Origin of the sequence: Paenibacillus ihumii, from assembly GCF_001403875.1 — a bacterium.
Taxonomy (GTDB): domain Bacteria; phylum Bacillota; class Bacilli; order Paenibacillales; family Paenibacillaceae; genus Fontibacillus; species Fontibacillus ihumii.
In genome coordinates, this window is sequence record NZ_LN884297.1 from 43,128 (window position 1) to 60,107 (window position 16,980).

The window sequence follows — 16,980 nt, forward strand, 5'->3', positions numbered from 1 at the left end:
CCAGCCATTCCCCGCGCCTGGTCCCCGCAATCCTTGGACTCACAGCTTCTGCAGCGCTTTGCGATGCGCCTCGATCGTAGCATCAATGTCCTCGTCCGTGTGAACACCGGAGACGAACATTCCTTCGAACTGAGACGGAGCAATGTTGATCCCCTCTTGTACCAGCGCGCCAAAATAACGGCGGAACAGCTCCAAATCGCTAGTCTTCGCCGTATCATAATTGATGACCTGCTCATTCGTAAAGAACGGGCAGACCATGGAGCCAACGCGATTGATTACGCTAGGGATTCCAGCTTCCTTCGCATTCGCTTCCAGCCCGGCCTGAAGCTTCGCCGACAGACGCTCAAGACGATCATAAACCTCAGGCGTGAGCAGCGATAATGTAGTATAACCGGCAATCATGGCCAGCGGGTTGCCGCTTAGCGTTCCGGCTTGATAGATTGGGCCGGATGGAGCGATCTGCTCCATAATTTCGCGTTTACCGCCATAAGCGCCCACCGGAAGTCCTCCGCCGATCACTTTGCCGAGACAGGTCAGATCCGGGGTAACGCCATACAGGCCTTGGGCACAATGCAAATGAACGCGGAAGCCGGTCATCACCTCATCAAAAATAAGCAGGCTGCCGTACTCCGTCGTAATGCGGCGCAGGCCTTCCAGAAATCCGGGCTGCGGCGGTACAACGCCCATATTCCCTGCAACCGGCTCTACGATGACGCCTGCGATCTCTTCGCCAAAGCGTTCGAAGGCCAATTTGACGGATTCCAGGTCATTATAAGGAACGGTAAGGGTGTTCGCGGCTACGCTCTCCGGTACGCCCGGGCTGTCCGGCAGCCCCAGCGTCGCTACGCCGGAGCCGGCCTTGATGAGCAGGCTGTCGGCATGACCATGGTAGGAGCCCTCGAACTTCATGATTTTGCTGCGTCCGGTATAACCGCGAGCCAGACGAATCGCGCTCATCGTAGCTTCCGTGCCGGAGTTGACCATCCGCACGACCTCGATCGACGGCACGCGCTCTGCAACGAGCTGAGCCATTTGCGTCTCCAGCAGCGTAGGCGCGCCGAAGCTCGTCCCTTTTGCAGCCGTTTCCTGCAGGGCTTTTACGACCTCCGGGTGAGCATGTCCCATAATTAACGGTCCCCATGAACCCACATAATCGATGTAGCTGTTCCCGTCGATATCATATATGCGCGAGCCGATGCCGTGATCCATATAAATCGGCGTCAGCCCAACGGATTTGAACGCGCGAACCGGGCTGTTGACTCCGCCGGGCAGCACTTTTTTCGCTTCTTCAAAAGCCTGATGGGAACGTTCTTCCCCTTTGCGTCCGATAATTGTACTCATTGACGTCACGCTCCTTGCTTTGTTTGATCTGTGATCTGTACTCGAACTCCCAAGTAAGCCTCAGGTAAATCTTAGGCAAGTCTTAAAGCATCAGGTGATTTACCTGCCTTCGCGCAGCCAGCGCGCCGCATCTTTGGCAAAATACGTGATGATAATGTCTGCACCGGCCCGCTTCATGCCTAGCAGCATCTCATTGACGACCGCCTGCTCGTTGATCCACCCTTGCTGGGCTGCTGCCTTGACCATAGAATACTCGCCGCTCACATTGTAGGCCACGATCGGCAGGTCAAATTGGTCCCGAAGCATGCGGATCACATCCATATAGGCTAGCGCCGGCTTAACCATAAGCATATCCGCACCCTCTAGCACATCTGTCTCCGCTTCGCGCAGCGCTTCGCGGGCATTCGCCGGATCCATCTGATACGTCTTGCGGTCGCCGAATTGCGGCGCCGAATCCGCAGCCTCCCGGAACGGGCCGTAGAAGGCCGAGGCATATTTTACGGAATACGACATAATTGGCACATGGGTATAGCCTGCTTCGTCTAGTCCGTGGCGAATCGCTTGGACGAAGCCGTCCATCATATTCGATGGAGCGATGATGTCAGCTCCCGCTTGCGCCTGTGACACTGCCGTCTTCACCAGGAGCTCCAATGATTCATCGTTCAACACGTCCCCGCAGACATGGCCATCCCGTTCAAAGGTGTGTACCATACCGCAATGGCCGTGATCCGTAAATTCACATAGGCAGGTATCCGCGACCACGAGCAAATCGGGGTACCATGACTTGATGAGCCGGGTGGCTTCCTGCACGATGCCAGTTTCGACGAAGGCCGACGTACCTACGCTGTCCTTTTGTTCAGGAATGCCGAACAGCAGTACCGCCGGAATGCCAAGATCAACAATCTCCTTCACTTCCTCCTGAAGACGGTCTAAAGAGAAGTGGAACACGCCCGGCATCGAAGAGATTTCACTTTTTACATTGCTGCCATAGGTGACGAATATCGGCTGCACAAAATCATCGATGGTGAGCACGGTTTCGCGAACCATGCCGCGGATCGCAGCCGATTGCCGCAAACGGCGGTGTCTTACGATTGGAAATGTCATAGTTGGTATCGTCCTTTCAATTGGATCCCATCCCACCCAAACCCTCCCTTGTCGTAAGGGAGGGCTCCAAGGGCTGCGCCCTCTGGACTCCCGCAATGGGAATAACGTAGGAGGGGCAGAGGCGCTCCTGCATTGCTGTCCCCTGGCGGGGATGCGCTTAGGTTTGGTGTGTGGAACGCTTTTCCCCCTTCGGGTACGTCTTACTTTTGGCGCCCCGGGGCAACCTGGGTAAACATTCTGCTCAGCCCTGCTGCGGGTGGCGCTCCCGGGCAGGCAGTGTGCAATCAGCCGCTTGTCGCCCTGACGGGCCCGCTCTACGTTAAGCGCTCCTGCTGTCGGGTGGATGGAGTTTATTTGGCTGTATTGAGTTAGGATGGCTGTGAGGGGCGCTGTCCCCTGCGGGGAGGCGCTCACTGCGGCGCAAGGATTGTTACTTTGCGCGGTGCCTCTTTCTTTCTACTGACTACGGTATTGGCGCTCTCCCTTGCGGGGATACGCTCACTACGGTGCAGAGATTAGTTACTTTACGTGGTGCCTCTTACTGCTACTGACTACGGTACTGGCGCTGTCCCCTGCGGGGATACGCTCACTACGGCGCAGAGATTAGTTACTTTACGTGGTGCCTCTTACTGCTACTGACTACGGTACTGGCGTTCTCCCTTGCGGGATACGCTTGCTGCGGTGCAAAATATATAAATTATGAGAGCTATTCCATAGCTAATCACGATTACTGGCACGCCAGTCGCAAAGGGATTGGACAAGGCTGTTGATCGTCGATTCTTCAGCCATCATATCGACGTTGAAGCCAAGGTCCCTAGCCGTTTGCGCAGTAAGCGGGCCAATGCAGGCGATGGCAGCGCCAGACAAGGCTTGAACGGGGTCTGCAAGCCCCATTCCCTTTAGGGCAGCAACCAGGTTCTTTACTGTCGACGAGCTGGTGAAGGTCACGACATGGATGCCGTCCTCTTCGATGAGCTTCAGCAGCTCATCGTCGTCTTCGGCGGCGGGTACGGTCTCGTACATCACCGCGTCGGTGACGTCGAGCCCCTTCTTACGCAGCGCCTCCGGCAGCCAGCTGCGGCCGAGGTCTCCCCGCGGCAGCAATACTCGCTGTCCCGGGTGCATATCGGCGCCGTACGCCTCGAACATGCCCTCGGCCTGGAATTGGCCGGGCAGCTCCTCGGCGGCAATGCCGCGGGCGCGCAGCGCTTCCTTCGTTGCAGGCCCGACTGCAGCGATTCTCGCTCGATGAAGTGAGCGGACATCTTGTCCCAGTTTCTCCAAGCGCCTGAAGAAATACTCGACCCCGTTGACGCTTGTGAAGAACACCCAGTCATAGGTCTCCAACCGGCATAGAGCTGCATCCGCATAAGCGGTCTGTTTCTCGTCCTGAGGCCATCGAATATCGATGACAGGGAATTCGTACGGCTCGCCGCCCAAATCCTCGATCTGCGCAGCGAGCTCGCTGGCCTGGCTGCGGGCACGCGTAACGAGTACGCGCGTTCCGAATAGAGGGAGGGTCTCCGCCCATTTCAAATGCTCGCGCTGCGTCACGACGTCCCCTACGACGATGACGGCCGGAGGCTGGAAGTTCGCCTGCTGTACCTTGCGCTCAATATTCTCCAGCGTGCCGGTCAAGGTCTCCTGCTCTGCCCGCGTCCCCCAGCGCACGAGAGCGACGGGCGTATCGGGAGATCTTCCGTACGTTATCAGCTGCCTGCTGATGTACCCGATCTTGGCTACGCCCATCATGAAAATGAGCGTCCCCGTCGCATTCGTGACCTTCTCCCAGTTGATGGACTTGTCCAGCTTCTCCGGGCTTTCGTGCCCGGTAATGATAGACAGGGAAGAGGCCATATCCCGGTGCGTCACCGGAATGCCCGCATAAGCAGGAACCGAGATCGCCGCGGTAATTCCCGGCACAATCTCATAAGGAATTCCGTGCTTGCGAAGCAGCTCGGCTTCCTCGCCGACCCGGCCGAAAATCGTCGGATCCCCGCCCTTCAGGCGGACAACGGTCTTTCCCGTCAGCGCCAAATCCACGAGCAGCTGGTTGATTTCCTCCTGCTTCATCGTATGACGGTCTGGAAGCTTGCCTACATAGACCTTCTCTGCACCGGGCTTCATTTTCCTCAGCAAGCTGGGATTGGCCAGCCGGTCGTATACGACGACATCCCCTTTTTCCAGGCATTGCAATCCCTTTACCGTAATCAATCTAGCATCGCCGGGCCCCGCCCCGACTAAATATACCTTGCCAGCCATCCCATCACTCACTCCCTGACTTCCGCCAAAATTTCATCCGCTCCTCTGGAGATCAGCTTAGCTGCGACCTCTTCGCCCAGCTTCACCGGATCCCCCCCGGTCAGGACATCCTTGAGGACAAGCCGCCCATCCGGCGTACCGACCATTCCCGTCAATTCAATGCGAACAGCTCCAGAGCCTGGTTCAGAATCGCCCTGAGCCAAGGTAGCATATGCACCGATCGGCACCTGGCAGCCTCCGTTCAATACGCGCAGGAATTGGCGCTCTGCCGCGACGGTCAGCTCCGTATCCCGGTCATTGTACAGCGACAGAAGATGGCGCACCTCCTGATCGCTTTCACGGCATTCAATGCCCAGTGCGCCCTGGCCGACGGCTGGCAGACATACCTCTACGGGCAAAAATGAGGTGATCCGATCCTCCCAGCCCATCCGGTGCAAGCCCGCCGCAGCAAGAATAATGGCATCAAAGCCCTCCGTCTCCAATTTGCGCAGCCGGGAATCGATATTGCCCCGAATCCATTCCAGCTTTAAATCCGGCCGGTATTTCTTCAGCTGACTGGAGCGGCGCAAGCTGCTCGTACCGATTTTCGCTCCTTGCGGAAGCTCATCCAGGCTTAGGCCGTTCCTGGAAATCAGCGCATCCCGGGGATCGACCCTGCGAGGGACAGCGCCAGTGACAAGACCTTCCTGCAGCACAGATGGCATATCCTTCATGCTATGTACCGCCATATCGATTTCGCCGCTCAGCATGGCCTGTTCGATCTCCTTCACGAACAAGCCTTTGCCTCCGACCTTCGACAGCGTCACGTCCAAAATACGGTCGCCCTTCGTTACGATTTTGCGAGTTTCAAAATCATAAGGCAGCGCGTGCTCCTCGCATATCGCTTTCAGCGCATCAATGACCTGCCCTGTTTGCGTCAGCGCCAATTGGCTCTGTCTCGTCCCAACAATTATTGTACGTTTCTTCATTTCTATTCCTCCCGGTATGCATCGATCCATGAAGCAAGCTCATCTTCGCTCCAGGGCCGGAATCGTCCCTCGCGAATTTGCGCCAATATATCCATTTTGGCTAATGCCTTAAAAAGCACCTGGCGTCTGCTGCGATCAGCCACCTGTTCTTTAATCCGTACTCTGGCCCCGCTCAAAAAATCGATATAAGCCTCGTAATGTTCACCGAACATCGCATCGACTTCCTCGCACAGCCTCTTGGATGCGGCTGGTCCCGCCCCGGAGGTGGATACGGCCACAATCAGGCCGCCTCTGCGTGTCACAGCAGGGGTGATAAAAGAGCCCCTGCCCCCGTCTCCCGCATCATTTACCGGCAGCCCCAGTCTTTCGGCCTCCGCTACGACGGCCCCGTTCACCTGCTCATCGTTCGTAGCCGCATAAACCAAGAAGGCTCCGTTCAAATCCCCCTCCTGGTATTCGCGTTTCCTCCAATGAAGCTGCCCCTTCTCGTAACAGGACTTTAAAAAAGAGGTAAGCGAGGGGCTGATGATGATCGTCTCGGCAGAGGATGCCAGCAGCGCTGCCGCCTTTCTCTCTGCAACCCGCCCGCCGCCGACGATCATGCAGCGCCTTCCTGAACAGTTCAGCATTACGGGCAGATAATGCGGCACTTCCATGCTTACCACTCCCCAATCCGGCCTCAGCGGCGGATTCTTTATACATTATTTCACATTGTTATTAGCATAACCTACCATGCTTTATTTTGCCACGTCCGCCGGCCGAATTTATGTTCCAGGCCCGAAGCAGCGATTCCCCTAATGATCACAAATGCCCTGCACCCTCCGTTTTACGGATTGCACCCTAATGCAATACGACAAATAAAACAGAAGGCTCAGGGCATACATTGATGATCCCGGCATATATTCAAGGATGGAGAATGAAGCTGCAAGCCTTTAAACCGATACCTGCACGAGCGGAAGCTCAGCCTCCGCTTCGAGAGGCGGCTCGTTCTTCTTCTCCTTTTGTTCTTGCGTTGGATGCTCTTGAGTCGCAACATTCGGCTTATCTGCAGATGCAGAGGATTCAGACAGAGCTTCAAGCTGCTCCTCCAGCGCAAAAATTTGCGTGAACATTTGGAGCGCCTCCGCGCCACGTTCCTCTCCGGCCATTTCCTTGATCCGATTGATCGGATCATGCATCATCTGGTTCACGATGCTCTTGGTGAGCCGCCGGATGACCTTCCGCTGCCGCTCATCCAGCTCAGGCAGCTTGTTGAACAGGCTCTCCATCGTGCTCTCATGAATCGAAGAAGACTTCTCCTGAAGAGCACGAATCACCGGTCTGACGCCAAGCGTCTGCAGCCAGCTTGCGAATGCCCCCATCTCCTCTTCGATCATCCAGTCTATTTTGAGAGCCTCGCCGCGGCGCATCTCCATATTGCTCTCCACGATTCCTTCCAAATCATCGATATCGTACAGGAACACATTATCCAGTTCGCCAATCGACGGATCGATATCGCGAGGCACTGCTATATCTATAATAAACAGTGGCCGATCCGGCCGCTGCTTCATGCTGGTTTGCACCTGGGAGGAGGTAATCACGTAGCCATCCGCCCCGGTAGAGCTGATCAGAATATCGATATCCTGCAGCCGCTGCATCGCTTCCTGCATCGAGCACGGAATACCATCAAATTTGGCGGCAAGCTCCTGCGCCCGGCCGAAGGTACGGTTAGCGACAAGCACCTCAGCCGCGCCGCCGCCGCTCAAATGCTTCGCCGTCAGCTCGCTCATTTTGCCCGCGCCAAGAATAAGCACCTTCTTGCCCTCGAAGCTGCCGAATACCCGCTTGCCCAGCTCCACAGCCGCGTAGCTTACCGATACGGCGCTTTCCCCAATCGCGGTCTCTGAATGAGCTCTTTTACTAAGGGTGATCGCTTGTTTAAAGAGCATATTAAACCATGTACCCGTAACCTTCTCGCTCTGGGAGAGCAGAAAAGCGTTCCGGACCTGTCCAAGGATTTGCGTCTCGCCAAGCACCATCGAATCGAGGCCGCAAGCGACCCGGAACAGATGGCGAATAGCCTGCTCATCCTCATACATATACAAATGCTGGGTAAATTCCTGTCTTGGAATACCGAACCACTGCTCCATGAAGCTTCGGATAAAATAACCGCACATATGCAAGCGATCGACTACGACATAAATTTCCGTTCTGTTGCAGGTTGCTATAATGACGCCTTCCAATACACTCTTGGTGCGTTTCAACTCTTGCAACGCTTGCGGCAAATCCCGTTCGGCAAAAGTAAAACGTTCCCTGACTTCCACAGGCGCTGTTCGATAGTTCAACCCGACTACGACGATGTGCATTGCAAGTTCACCTGCCTTGTTAAGATGTCACAGCATCAATCGAAAATAAACTATGTTAATTATATCACAGGACTGGCAGATTCCCCGGTGGATTTGATGAGCGATTTATGAACTCTTTATGAAGATAACCAAAAAATTCCGCCAAAAAACAAATAACCATGGAATTGCTCCATGGTTATCCTATTCTACCCAATTTTCCGCAAACTTATGAGCTACGAAACCACTGAGTCTTCAATTTCTTCTTTATACGAGCTCCACTTGATTTATAACCGGCGTTACAACCTCAAGCTCGCCCAGCCCGCGAATGATCTTCTTCGCGTACATCTTCTCCGGCTTCAATACGGACACCAGGTAATCGATCGCCAATTGCGGATCCACCGTTTCCCCGCAGGTATAGCAATCAATAGCAGCAAACCCTCTCTCAGGATACGTATGAATCGAGAGATGGCTCTCCGACAACAACACAAGTACCGTCGCACCTTGCGGTTCGAACTGTTTGGATTGCACGGACAATACCGTTGCTCCACAAGATTCAGCAGCTTCCACCAAATGAGCTTGCAATAGCTCTGCATTGTTCAGTACCTCAAAGTCGACTCCCCAAGTATCAACAGCAACGTGTCTTCCGAAAGTTGAATATTCCATCCTTCGGTTCCCCCTTCCTAGGAATAAAATGTTTGAAAAAATTTCATCCGCTAGGACCTACGTCATTCACTTCCCGAGGGAAAAATCTCTCGCAACATCTCCATGTCCTGAGTGAATCCTGGTTCCTATATTCTTTTCAACGAGATTAAAAATACCATCTATCCGTAACAAATGCAACACTTTTCGCAAAAAAAGTTGATTTGTTGGCCCGGAAAAAAAACTACCCTAGCATTAGGGTAGTTTTCCTTACCACTTTATGTCACTTCCTTGATCATGGTGACAGCTGTCTAGAAAAGAATATTGCTCTCCTAGCCCCTTCAGAGCCCCTTCAGGCCTCCAGAACGAACAGCCGGCGAGTATGCTTGCGCAGCTCGCTATCGATCCGCTGCACGGCCGCTGTATCCTGTGCAACAAAACGCTGATCCAGCAGAGCGTTGACTTCACGGTGAATCTGTTCAATCTCCCGCTCCACATCATTGTTGCGATAAATCCGCTGCAGCTCTCCGACCGTATCCTTATACTCATAGACCAATTTGTAGGAATCGCGGGAATACTCCACGATTTTACGTACGCGTCCCTCGTGATAATAATACATCATCATGAATCCGTTATAAATGCGTGTAACCATACCCGAGCCTTTAAAAGCGGCAAACAACAATCGCATTACATTGGTTAAATGGGGTTTTTCCAAGCGGAAAGACAATTCACAGACATAATATCCGTCCTTACGGTCAAAAGGCAGATGGACTTCTTCTCCACTATCATCCTCCAGCACCACCTCCTGGCCGCCGTTATCCAGCACCTTTACCGTCTGGCGGACATGAGGATCGTATACCTTGTGAATAAACTGAGACATCTGAACTTCCGACAATCGTAAACTGGCATTAACATATTCTGTGGCTAACCGCTGAGCCATAAAAATCTCCTCAATTCTTTTAGCAATCCTTAATTATAATTATACACTACTCATTAAAGATATTGCTCAGCGTTTGAAACGTGAATTCCTGCCATTTTTCAGAAAAAAACGGATTTAGCCGTTCTCAGCTGCAAAAATCCCCCTGCATGCTCACTTTCCTGCTGAAACTTCTTCAAATCCCTTTATCATCCGTCGATTCTTATGATTTTTTCATTCCGAAGCATCCTGCTGCTCCTGAAGGATATGACGGCTGATATGGCTCCACAGCTCGTCCCTGCCGATTCCCTCCTCGGAGGAGAACATGACGAATTGATCCCTCGCCCGGAGGACGAGTGAATCCTTAATAATTTTAATATGTTTCTGCCAGCGGGACCTTGGAATCTTATCCGCTTTTGTGCCGACGACGCAGACCGGCAGGTCGTAATGCTTGAGCCAATCGTACATCATCTCATCGTCCTTGGTCGGAGGATGCCTCAAATCAATGACGAGAAGGATCAACTTCAACTCGTCCCTCTCGAGCAAATACTTCTCGATCATCTGCCCCCACACCTGGCGCTGCGTCTTGGACACCTTGGCATAGCCGTATCCCGGCAAATCAACGAAATACAGCTGATCATTAATCCGATAGTAGTTCAATTGCTGCGTCTTGCCCGGCGTCGAGCTGGTCCGCGCCAGATTCTTGCGATGAATCATCCGGTTGATCAGCGATGACTTGCCAACGTTGGAGCGCCCGGCCAGAGCAATCTCCGGCAGGGCGTCTCCTGGATATTGATCAGGGCGCACGGCACTGATCACAAATTCTGCACTCGTTACTTTCATACGTAAAATTCCTCTCTAGTGGATCCCCGTTTGGTCTACAAGAGCATGCTCCAGCACCTGATCCATATGGGACACAGGAACAAACACGACGTCTTCCTTCACGCTATCCGGGATATCCCGCAGATCGCGTTCGTTGTCTTTGGGGAGCAGAATCTTCTTGTAGCCTGCCCGGTGAGCAGCCAGTGATTTCTCCTTCAAGCCGCCGATAGGCAGCACGCGTCCCCGCAGCGTGATCTCGCCCGTCATCGCCACATCCTTGGACACGTAACGGTTCGTCAAGGCAGAGATCAGCGCCGTGGCTATCGTAATGCCTGCGGAAGGCCCGTCTTTCGGAATGGCTCCTTCCGGTATATGAATATGGATATCGTTCTTCTCATGGAAATCAAGCGGAATGTTCAGCTCGGCCGCCTTGGATCTCGTGTAGCTGAAGGCCGCCTGAGCGGATTCCTTCATCACGTCGCCCAGCTTCCCGGTCAGGGTAAGCTTACCGGTTCCCGGAACGACAGTGACCTCGATGACGAGGGTTTCACCGCCGACTTCCGTCCAGGCGAGGCCGGTGACTGTACCGATCTGATCCTCCAGATCCGCTACGCCGTACCTGAATTTCGGAACGCCTAGATAATCCTTGATGTCATCCGGCTCAATGACGATGCGCTCCACAGCCTCGGATACGACTTTCTTGGCTGCTTTGCGGCATAACGCCGCGACCTGCTGCTCCAGATTACGTACACCCGACTCCCTCGTGTATTCGCGGATGGTCCGCAGCAGGGTAGCCTCGCCGATCTCGAGCTGCTCCTCCTGAAGCCCATGATCGCGCTTCTGCTTCGGAAGCAGGTAGCGCGAAGCGATCTGCAGCTTCTCCAGCTCAGTATATCCCGGAATATAGAGCATTTCCATCCGATCGAGCAGCGGACGCGGAATGTTATGCACCGCATTCGCTGTCGTAACGAACATGACGTTCGACAAATCGAACGGAAGCTCGATGAAATGGTCGCTGAACGTATTGTTCTGTTCGGGGTCCAGCACCTCCAGCAGCGCTGCGGAAGGATCTCCGCGGAAATCGGAGGCCATCTTGTCAATCTCATCGAGCAGGAATACGGGATTCAGCGTTCCTGCTGTCTTCATTCCTTGAATGATCCGGCCTGGCATCGCTCCCACATAAGTTCGGCGATGGCCGCGAATTTCGGCTTCGTCCCTTACGCCGCCCAGGGAAATCCGTACGAACTCCCGATCGAGCGAGCGGGCGATCGAACGGGCCAGCGAGGTCTTTCCGACTCCCGGCGGTCCAACGAGACAGAGTATTGGCCCTTTGAGCTTCTTTACCAGCTTCTGCACCGCCAAATATTCCAGCACGCGCTCCTTCGGCTTATCGAGACCGTAATGGTCCTCATTGAGCACCTGCTCGGCCTTGGCCAAGTCCAGATCATCCTCGGTTTTTTCGCTCCAGGGTAAGCTTAACAGCCAATCGACATAATTGCGAATGACACCGCCTTCAGCAGAGCTTGCGGGCATTTTCTCAAGGCGGTCGATTTCTTTCTCGATCTTCTCGCGAACATGCTCCGGCGGCTTCTTCTCCTCCAGCTGGGCGCGCAGCTCCTCCGCTTCGCCAGCCCGGCCTTCCTTCTCGCCGAGCTCCTTCTGAATCGCCTTCATCTGCTCGCGCAAGTAGTATTCCTTCTGCGTCTTCTCCATTTGCTTCTTGACGCGCTGGCTGATTTTGCGCTCGAGCTCCAGTACTTCGCGTTCGTTATTCAATATATCCAGCAGCTTCTCCAGCCGGTTCCTTACGTCGATCGTCTCCAGAATCTCCTGTTTGTCCTTAATCTTAAGCGACAAATGGCTCGTGATGACATCGGCCAGACGACCGGCCTCCTCAATGTCGGATACTGCAGCCAGAGTCTCGGGTGTAACCTTCTTGGACAAATTGATATAGTGCTCGAATTGATTCAATACAGTGCGCATAAGCGCATCCACTTCAGGATCAAGCACTTCCTCCTCAGGTCGCTCCTGGGCGAGCACCTCGTAATGCTCATCATTATCCAAATATTCAATGATTTCGGCGCGCTCCACCCCTTCAACCAGTACACGAATCGTTCCGTTAGGGAGCTTCAGCATCTGCCGAACTTTCGCTACGGTACCAATGCGGAAAATATCTTCCTGGGTCGGCTCTTCTATGTTCACTTCGGATTGAGAACAGAGGAGAATCAAATTGTCGTCTACCATCGCTTTTTCCAGCGCCTTTACGGATTTCTCCCGGCCTACGTCCAAATGCAGCACCATGCTCGGATAGACGAGAAGGCCGCGCAAGGGCAACAAAGGAAAACGACGGCTTTTGGATTTATGGGATCCCATCGCTTTCGCACCTCCAAACGTTCTCGTTAGATATTAGTCCTATTTTAGCAAATGTTTCTTGAAAACACCAACGAAGAGCGACTGCTTCATGCAGCCGCCCCAATGAAAAATTCCGACGGTCGGATTCTCCAGCACCTCTAAATTTCTGATTTTGCCACTGCAATATCTCATTATCCATTTGCACAGACTGCGGCCACAGCCTACAGCGACCCGCCCTGCGGAGACTCGGCATGCAGAAAAGAAGCCGGCGCCGGTACGAAGGTTTCACCGCCCAGCGACAGATCGAAGTTCTTCTCCGCCTCAGGGCCGAAGACATGCCGGAACACCTCGGATACGGATTCCACCGGTATGACTCTTAGCCCCTGCAGGCCCTCGAATAGCGTCTGCCAATTATCCTTCGGAATAAGCACGGTCGTCGCCCCTGCCTGAAAAGCCGCTTCGACCTTGGCCACGACTCCGCCGACCGGCTTCACCTTCCCATGAATGCCCAGCTCGCCGGTCATGGCGATCCGGTTATCGACAGGTACCCGCTTGATCGCTGAAGCAATCGCTGTAGCGATAGCCATTCCCGCAGAAGGTCCGTCGATCGGCGTGCCCCCTGGAAAGTTGATATGCAGGTCATAGTTCGCCGGATGAAGCCCAATGCTTTTCAGCACAGTCAGCACGTTTTCCACTGAGCCCTTCGCCATACTCTTGCGCCGCAGCGTCCGGTTCCCCCCGCCGATCTCTTCCTCATCGACTACGCCGGTGATCGTATAGACGCCTTTCCCCTTCTGAGCGGGGACGGCCGTTGCCTCGATCTCCAGCAAGGTGCCCATATTCGGGCCATATACCGCAAGCCCATTCACAACGCCGATCTCCGACTGCTCGTTGATCTTGCGATCCGGGCGCGGCGCGAGCTGGCTGCTCGTGGCCACCCATTCCAAATCCGAAGCCAGCAAATGATCGCGCTGCTCGGTCAGAGCCAGCCCGGCGGCAAGCTGAACCATGTTCACCGCTTCCCGCCCGTTCGTGGCGAACTTCTTGATGACCTCGATCGCCTCGGGGCACGGCTGGAAGCCGATTCTTTTAACCGCGTCCTCGGCAATTTGGGCAATCTCATCCGGCAGCAGCGGACGGAAGTAAATTTCCATGCAGCGCGAACGAAGGGCCGGAGGGATTTCATGTGCAGAGCGTGTCGTTGCCCCGACCAGACGGAAGTCAGCCGGCAGCCCATTCTGGAAAATGTCATGGATATACGCCGGCGTCCCAGAATCCTCGGAATTGTAATAGGCACTTTCCAGAAAAACCTTGCGGTCCTCCAGCACCTTTAACATTTTATTCATTTGTATGGAGTGAAGCTCCCCAATTTCATCAATAAACAGAATGCCGCCGTGCGCCTTCGTTACCGCTCCCGGCTTCGGCTGCGGAATTCCCGCCACTCCCATGGCGCCAGCGCCTTGGTAAATCGGATCATGAACCGACCCGATGAGCGGATCAGCAATGCCCCTCTCATCAAATCTGGCAATCGTCGCATCCATTTCAATAAACTTGGCATCTGACTTAAAGGGCGATATCGGACTTTTCTTGGCTTCCTCCATCACCACTCTGGCCGCCGCTGTCTTGCCGACCCCTGGCGGGCCATAAATAATGACGTGCTGGGGATTGGCGCTACATAATGCAGCCTTTAAAGCCCGAAGCCCATCCTTCTGGCCGACGATGTCGTTCATGGTCGCCGGCCGCGTACGCTCCGCAAGCGGCTTCGTCAGCGATACCGCCCGCAGCTTGCGCAGCTTTTCCAGCTCCTTGCGCGACTCCTTGTCCACCGCGGTCCGGTTCCCCCTTTGGCTGCGAAGCTGATTCCAGAAATAAAGGCCGATGACCACGGCGAAGAACATTTGAACGGACATCAAAATTACATTCAGTTCCATCATACAGAGCCTCCCACACTTTTACTGATACATGGTAGTATTGCCCTATTCGCCCATCATAAAACGCAATTGTTAGCTAAAATGAATTAAGAAAAACGTCAATTGATGTTATTTCCTTTAAAATGCGGATTCATTTAGGGAATACTTGGAATGTAGCTTGGGAATCTAAACGTAGACGGGAAGGGGTTATGATAGTGATGAGTGATGGTAATGGGTGATGTGGGTGGGTGATGTGGGAGAATGTTACTAAATGTCAACGAATTGTTATGGGTCATTATGAATGTTGCGGGATGTCGGGGAACGTTAGCGGTTGTAGTGGGATGCCGGGAATCGTAATGGGATATTACGGATGTTTGCGGGTGCGGGAAACGTTATGGGTTATTGCGGATATTGCGGGATGCGGGAAATGCCATGGGTTATTGCGGATGTTCTAGTGCGCTATTTGCAAAGGGGAAAATAACCAAATGTATTTCATACATTTAGTTTAATGGTTTTAGCCCTATTGGAGGCAACCAACTGCAGAACTGGACTTCTGTCAAGAAAGTGGACACCTATTAAGTGAAAGTTTATGCCGTCTCCTTCTTGAATTGCGCAGCAAATTGAACCGGCGACAAATAGCCGATTGAACCGTGGATTCGTTTGCGGTTGTAGAAAAATTCAATGTACCTGTAAATGGTCTCGTAAGCCTGTTGTTTGGTCTTGAACTTCGTTCTGTAGATGAGTTCTTTTTTCAAAATGCTGTGAAATGACTCGATACAAGCGTTATCATAGCAATTCCCTTTACGACTCATGCTAACCTTCATGGAATATGATTCAATCTTGTCGCGGTACTCCTTCGATGCGTACTGTGAACCGCGATCGGAATGGTGAAGCAATCCTTTATCTGGTTTTTTCGCATCATATGCGGCTTCTAGAGCATCTAAGACAAGTTCTGTAGTCATCCGGCCGTAAAGCCGCCAACCCACGATCTCGCGTGTGCACAGATCCATCAGACTAGCCAAGTACAGCCGTCCTTCTCGGCAGGGGATGTAGGTAATATCCGCAACCCACACTTTGTTCGGTTCAGATACGGCAAAGTTCTGGTCCAGCTCGTTGGGAGCAATGGGTGAGTCATGATTGGAATCGGTCGTCTGCACCTTAAATTTACGGGAGACACAAGAACGCAACCCCAGTTCTTTCATGTAGATGCTAACTGTGCGCTCCGCGATCTGGATACGTTCTTTCCACAGCATTCGGGTAATCTTAGGACTGCCGTAGCGTTCCTCGGAGTCATGAAAATGATACATGACCCTCTCCAGAACCTTCGCCTTTCGAAGTTTCTGCTCGCTAGGCAATGCCTTTTGCCACTTGTAGAAGCCACTCCGAGACACTTGTAAAACCTTGCACATCTTCTCCACCGGAAACTCGGAGCGATGTTCTTTGATGAATTGGAACCTCAGTTCCTTTCTTTGCTGAAGATGTGCAGCGCCTTTTTTAATATAGCGAGTTCTTCCTGGAGATCTTGATTTTCCCGCTCCTTCTCTTGATTCTCCAGTTCCTTTTTACGCAGTTGTTGTTCGAGTTGACGCACTCTCTCCGGTGTGACTAAAGATTCCAGCTGGATATCATCACGGTAAAGTGCTTTCCAGTTATGCAACACACCCGCAGATATACCGAGTTCTTCGGCCAACTGCGACATTGACTTACTTTGCTCTAAAATATACTTCACTGTCTGCTTCTTAAACTCTTCACTGTAACTATTACGTTCCATCCGGACATCTCTCCCTTAAGGATTATTATCTAGGTTCACTTAAGGACTGTCCACTTTTTATTCTAGCTGCAAACCTACATTTAGTTTTAAGCTATTCCGACGAATTTGCTCCATTCAGGCAAACTAACTGTATGATTTACATTTAGCACAAGTACTTTTTAAAAAAACAATGGAACTAACTGTATAAAATGCATGTAGCACTCGAATCCACTATATAAACCGGGTAACTTGGGTGGAACGAAACGATACAGAATACATTAACGATACAGAATACCCATAAACGACGATACATGCCAACCAGCGATGTAACTCTATTTCGTCCAGCTCCGTCAATCATTAAGCAGTCATAACACTGTTGCTGTCACCCGCTCGCGCACCGCCGTCATGCAGCGAAGCACCGCGCGCTGGGAGCTGCGCGGTTACACTATTGCATTCCTGAAACCATACTTCATAACCGTTAATGCTCGCATCCCATAATCAGAAGTAGTAAAAAACCGCAAACTGCACTTGCGTACAGCTTACGGTTTATTTATCGAACGGTATATCCCGCATGTTTTACATGACGCGTTAT

General features: G+C 52.9%; 13 protein-coding genes. All 13 read right to left on the bottom strand.

Annotated features, from left to right (window positions below; all coding sequences use genetic code 11):
* Positions 1-39 precede the first annotated feature (39 nt).
* Positions 40-1,341 (bottom strand): glutamate-1-semialdehyde 2,1-aminomutase, encoded by a 1,302-nt coding sequence (gene hemL, locus BN2762_RS03015; protein ID WP_055105564.1) that lies wholly within the window; start codon positions 1,339-1,341, stop codon positions 40-42.
* Positions 1,342-1,440: 99 nt separating this feature from the next.
* Positions 1,441-2,445, bottom strand: coding sequence for a porphobilinogen synthase (hemB, locus tag BN2762_RS03020; RefSeq protein ID WP_055105565.1), 1,005 nt, complete (start codon positions 2,443-2,445; stop codon positions 1,441-1,443).
* A 717-nt stretch (positions 2,446-3,162) separates the two neighbouring features.
* Positions 3,163-4,707: a uroporphyrinogen-III C-methyltransferase gene (gene cobA, locus BN2762_RS03025; protein ID WP_055105566.1), complete on the bottom strand. Its 1,545-nt coding sequence runs from the start codon at positions 4,705-4,707 to the stop codon at positions 3,163-3,165.
* An 8-nt stretch (positions 4,708-4,715) separates the two neighbouring features.
* Positions 4,716-5,675, bottom strand: coding sequence for a hydroxymethylbilane synthase (gene hemC / locus BN2762_RS03030; RefSeq protein WP_055105567.1), 960 nt, complete (start codon positions 5,673-5,675; stop codon positions 4,716-4,718).
* Between the two features lie 2 nt (positions 5,676-5,677).
* A complete protein-coding gene (locus BN2762_RS03035) occupies positions 5,678-6,331 on the bottom strand; it encodes a precorrin-2 dehydrogenase/sirohydrochlorin ferrochelatase family protein (protein WP_074048556.1) in 654 nt (217 codons plus the stop codon).
* A gap of 276 nt (positions 6,332-6,607) precedes the next feature.
* Positions 6,608-8,020 (bottom strand): glutamyl-tRNA reductase, encoded by a 1,413-nt coding sequence (gene hemA / locus BN2762_RS03040; protein WP_055105569.1) that lies wholly within the window; start codon positions 8,018-8,020, stop codon positions 6,608-6,610.
* 243 nt (positions 8,021-8,263) lie between these two features.
* The gene (gene speD, locus BN2762_RS03045) at positions 8,264-8,662 is read right to left on the bottom strand and encodes an adenosylmethionine decarboxylase (RefSeq protein ID WP_055105570.1); all 399 of its coding nucleotides are present in this window, start codon (positions 8,660-8,662) and stop codon (positions 8,264-8,266) included.
* 328 nt (positions 8,663-8,990) lie between these two features.
* Positions 8,991-9,578, bottom strand: coding sequence for a hypothetical protein (locus tag BN2762_RS03050; protein WP_055105571.1), 588 nt, complete (start codon positions 9,576-9,578; stop codon positions 8,991-8,993).
* Between the two features lie 210 nt (positions 9,579-9,788).
* Positions 9,789-10,397, bottom strand: a complete 609-nt coding sequence (gene yihA, locus BN2762_RS03055; protein ID WP_055105572.1) for a ribosome biogenesis GTP-binding protein YihA/YsxC — start codon at positions 10,395-10,397, stop codon at positions 9,789-9,791.
* A gap of 15 nt (positions 10,398-10,412) precedes the next feature.
* The gene (gene lon, locus BN2762_RS03060; RefSeq protein WP_055105573.1) at positions 10,413-12,749 is read right to left on the bottom strand and encodes an endopeptidase La; all 2,337 of its coding nucleotides are present in this window, start codon (positions 12,747-12,749) and stop codon (positions 10,413-10,415) included.
* A 200-nt stretch (positions 12,750-12,949) separates the two neighbouring features.
* On the bottom strand, positions 12,950-14,659 hold the full coding sequence (lonB, locus tag BN2762_RS03065) for an ATP-dependent protease LonB (RefSeq protein WP_055105943.1): 1,710 nt from the start codon (positions 14,657-14,659) through the stop codon (positions 12,950-12,952).
* A 566-nt stretch (positions 14,660-15,225) separates the two neighbouring features.
* Positions 15,226-16,137 (bottom strand): IS3 family transposase, encoded by a 912-nt coding sequence (locus BN2762_RS03070; RefSeq protein WP_222861019.1) that lies wholly within the window; start codon positions 16,135-16,137, stop codon positions 15,226-15,228.
* Positions 16,095-16,409: a transposase gene (locus BN2762_RS27450; RefSeq protein ID WP_055105575.1), complete on the bottom strand. Its 315-nt coding sequence runs from the start codon at positions 16,407-16,409 to the stop codon at positions 16,095-16,097. Before BN2762_RS27450 ends, BN2762_RS03070 begins: the two co-directional genes overlap by 43 nt.
* Positions 16,410-16,980: the final 571 nt, after the last annotated feature.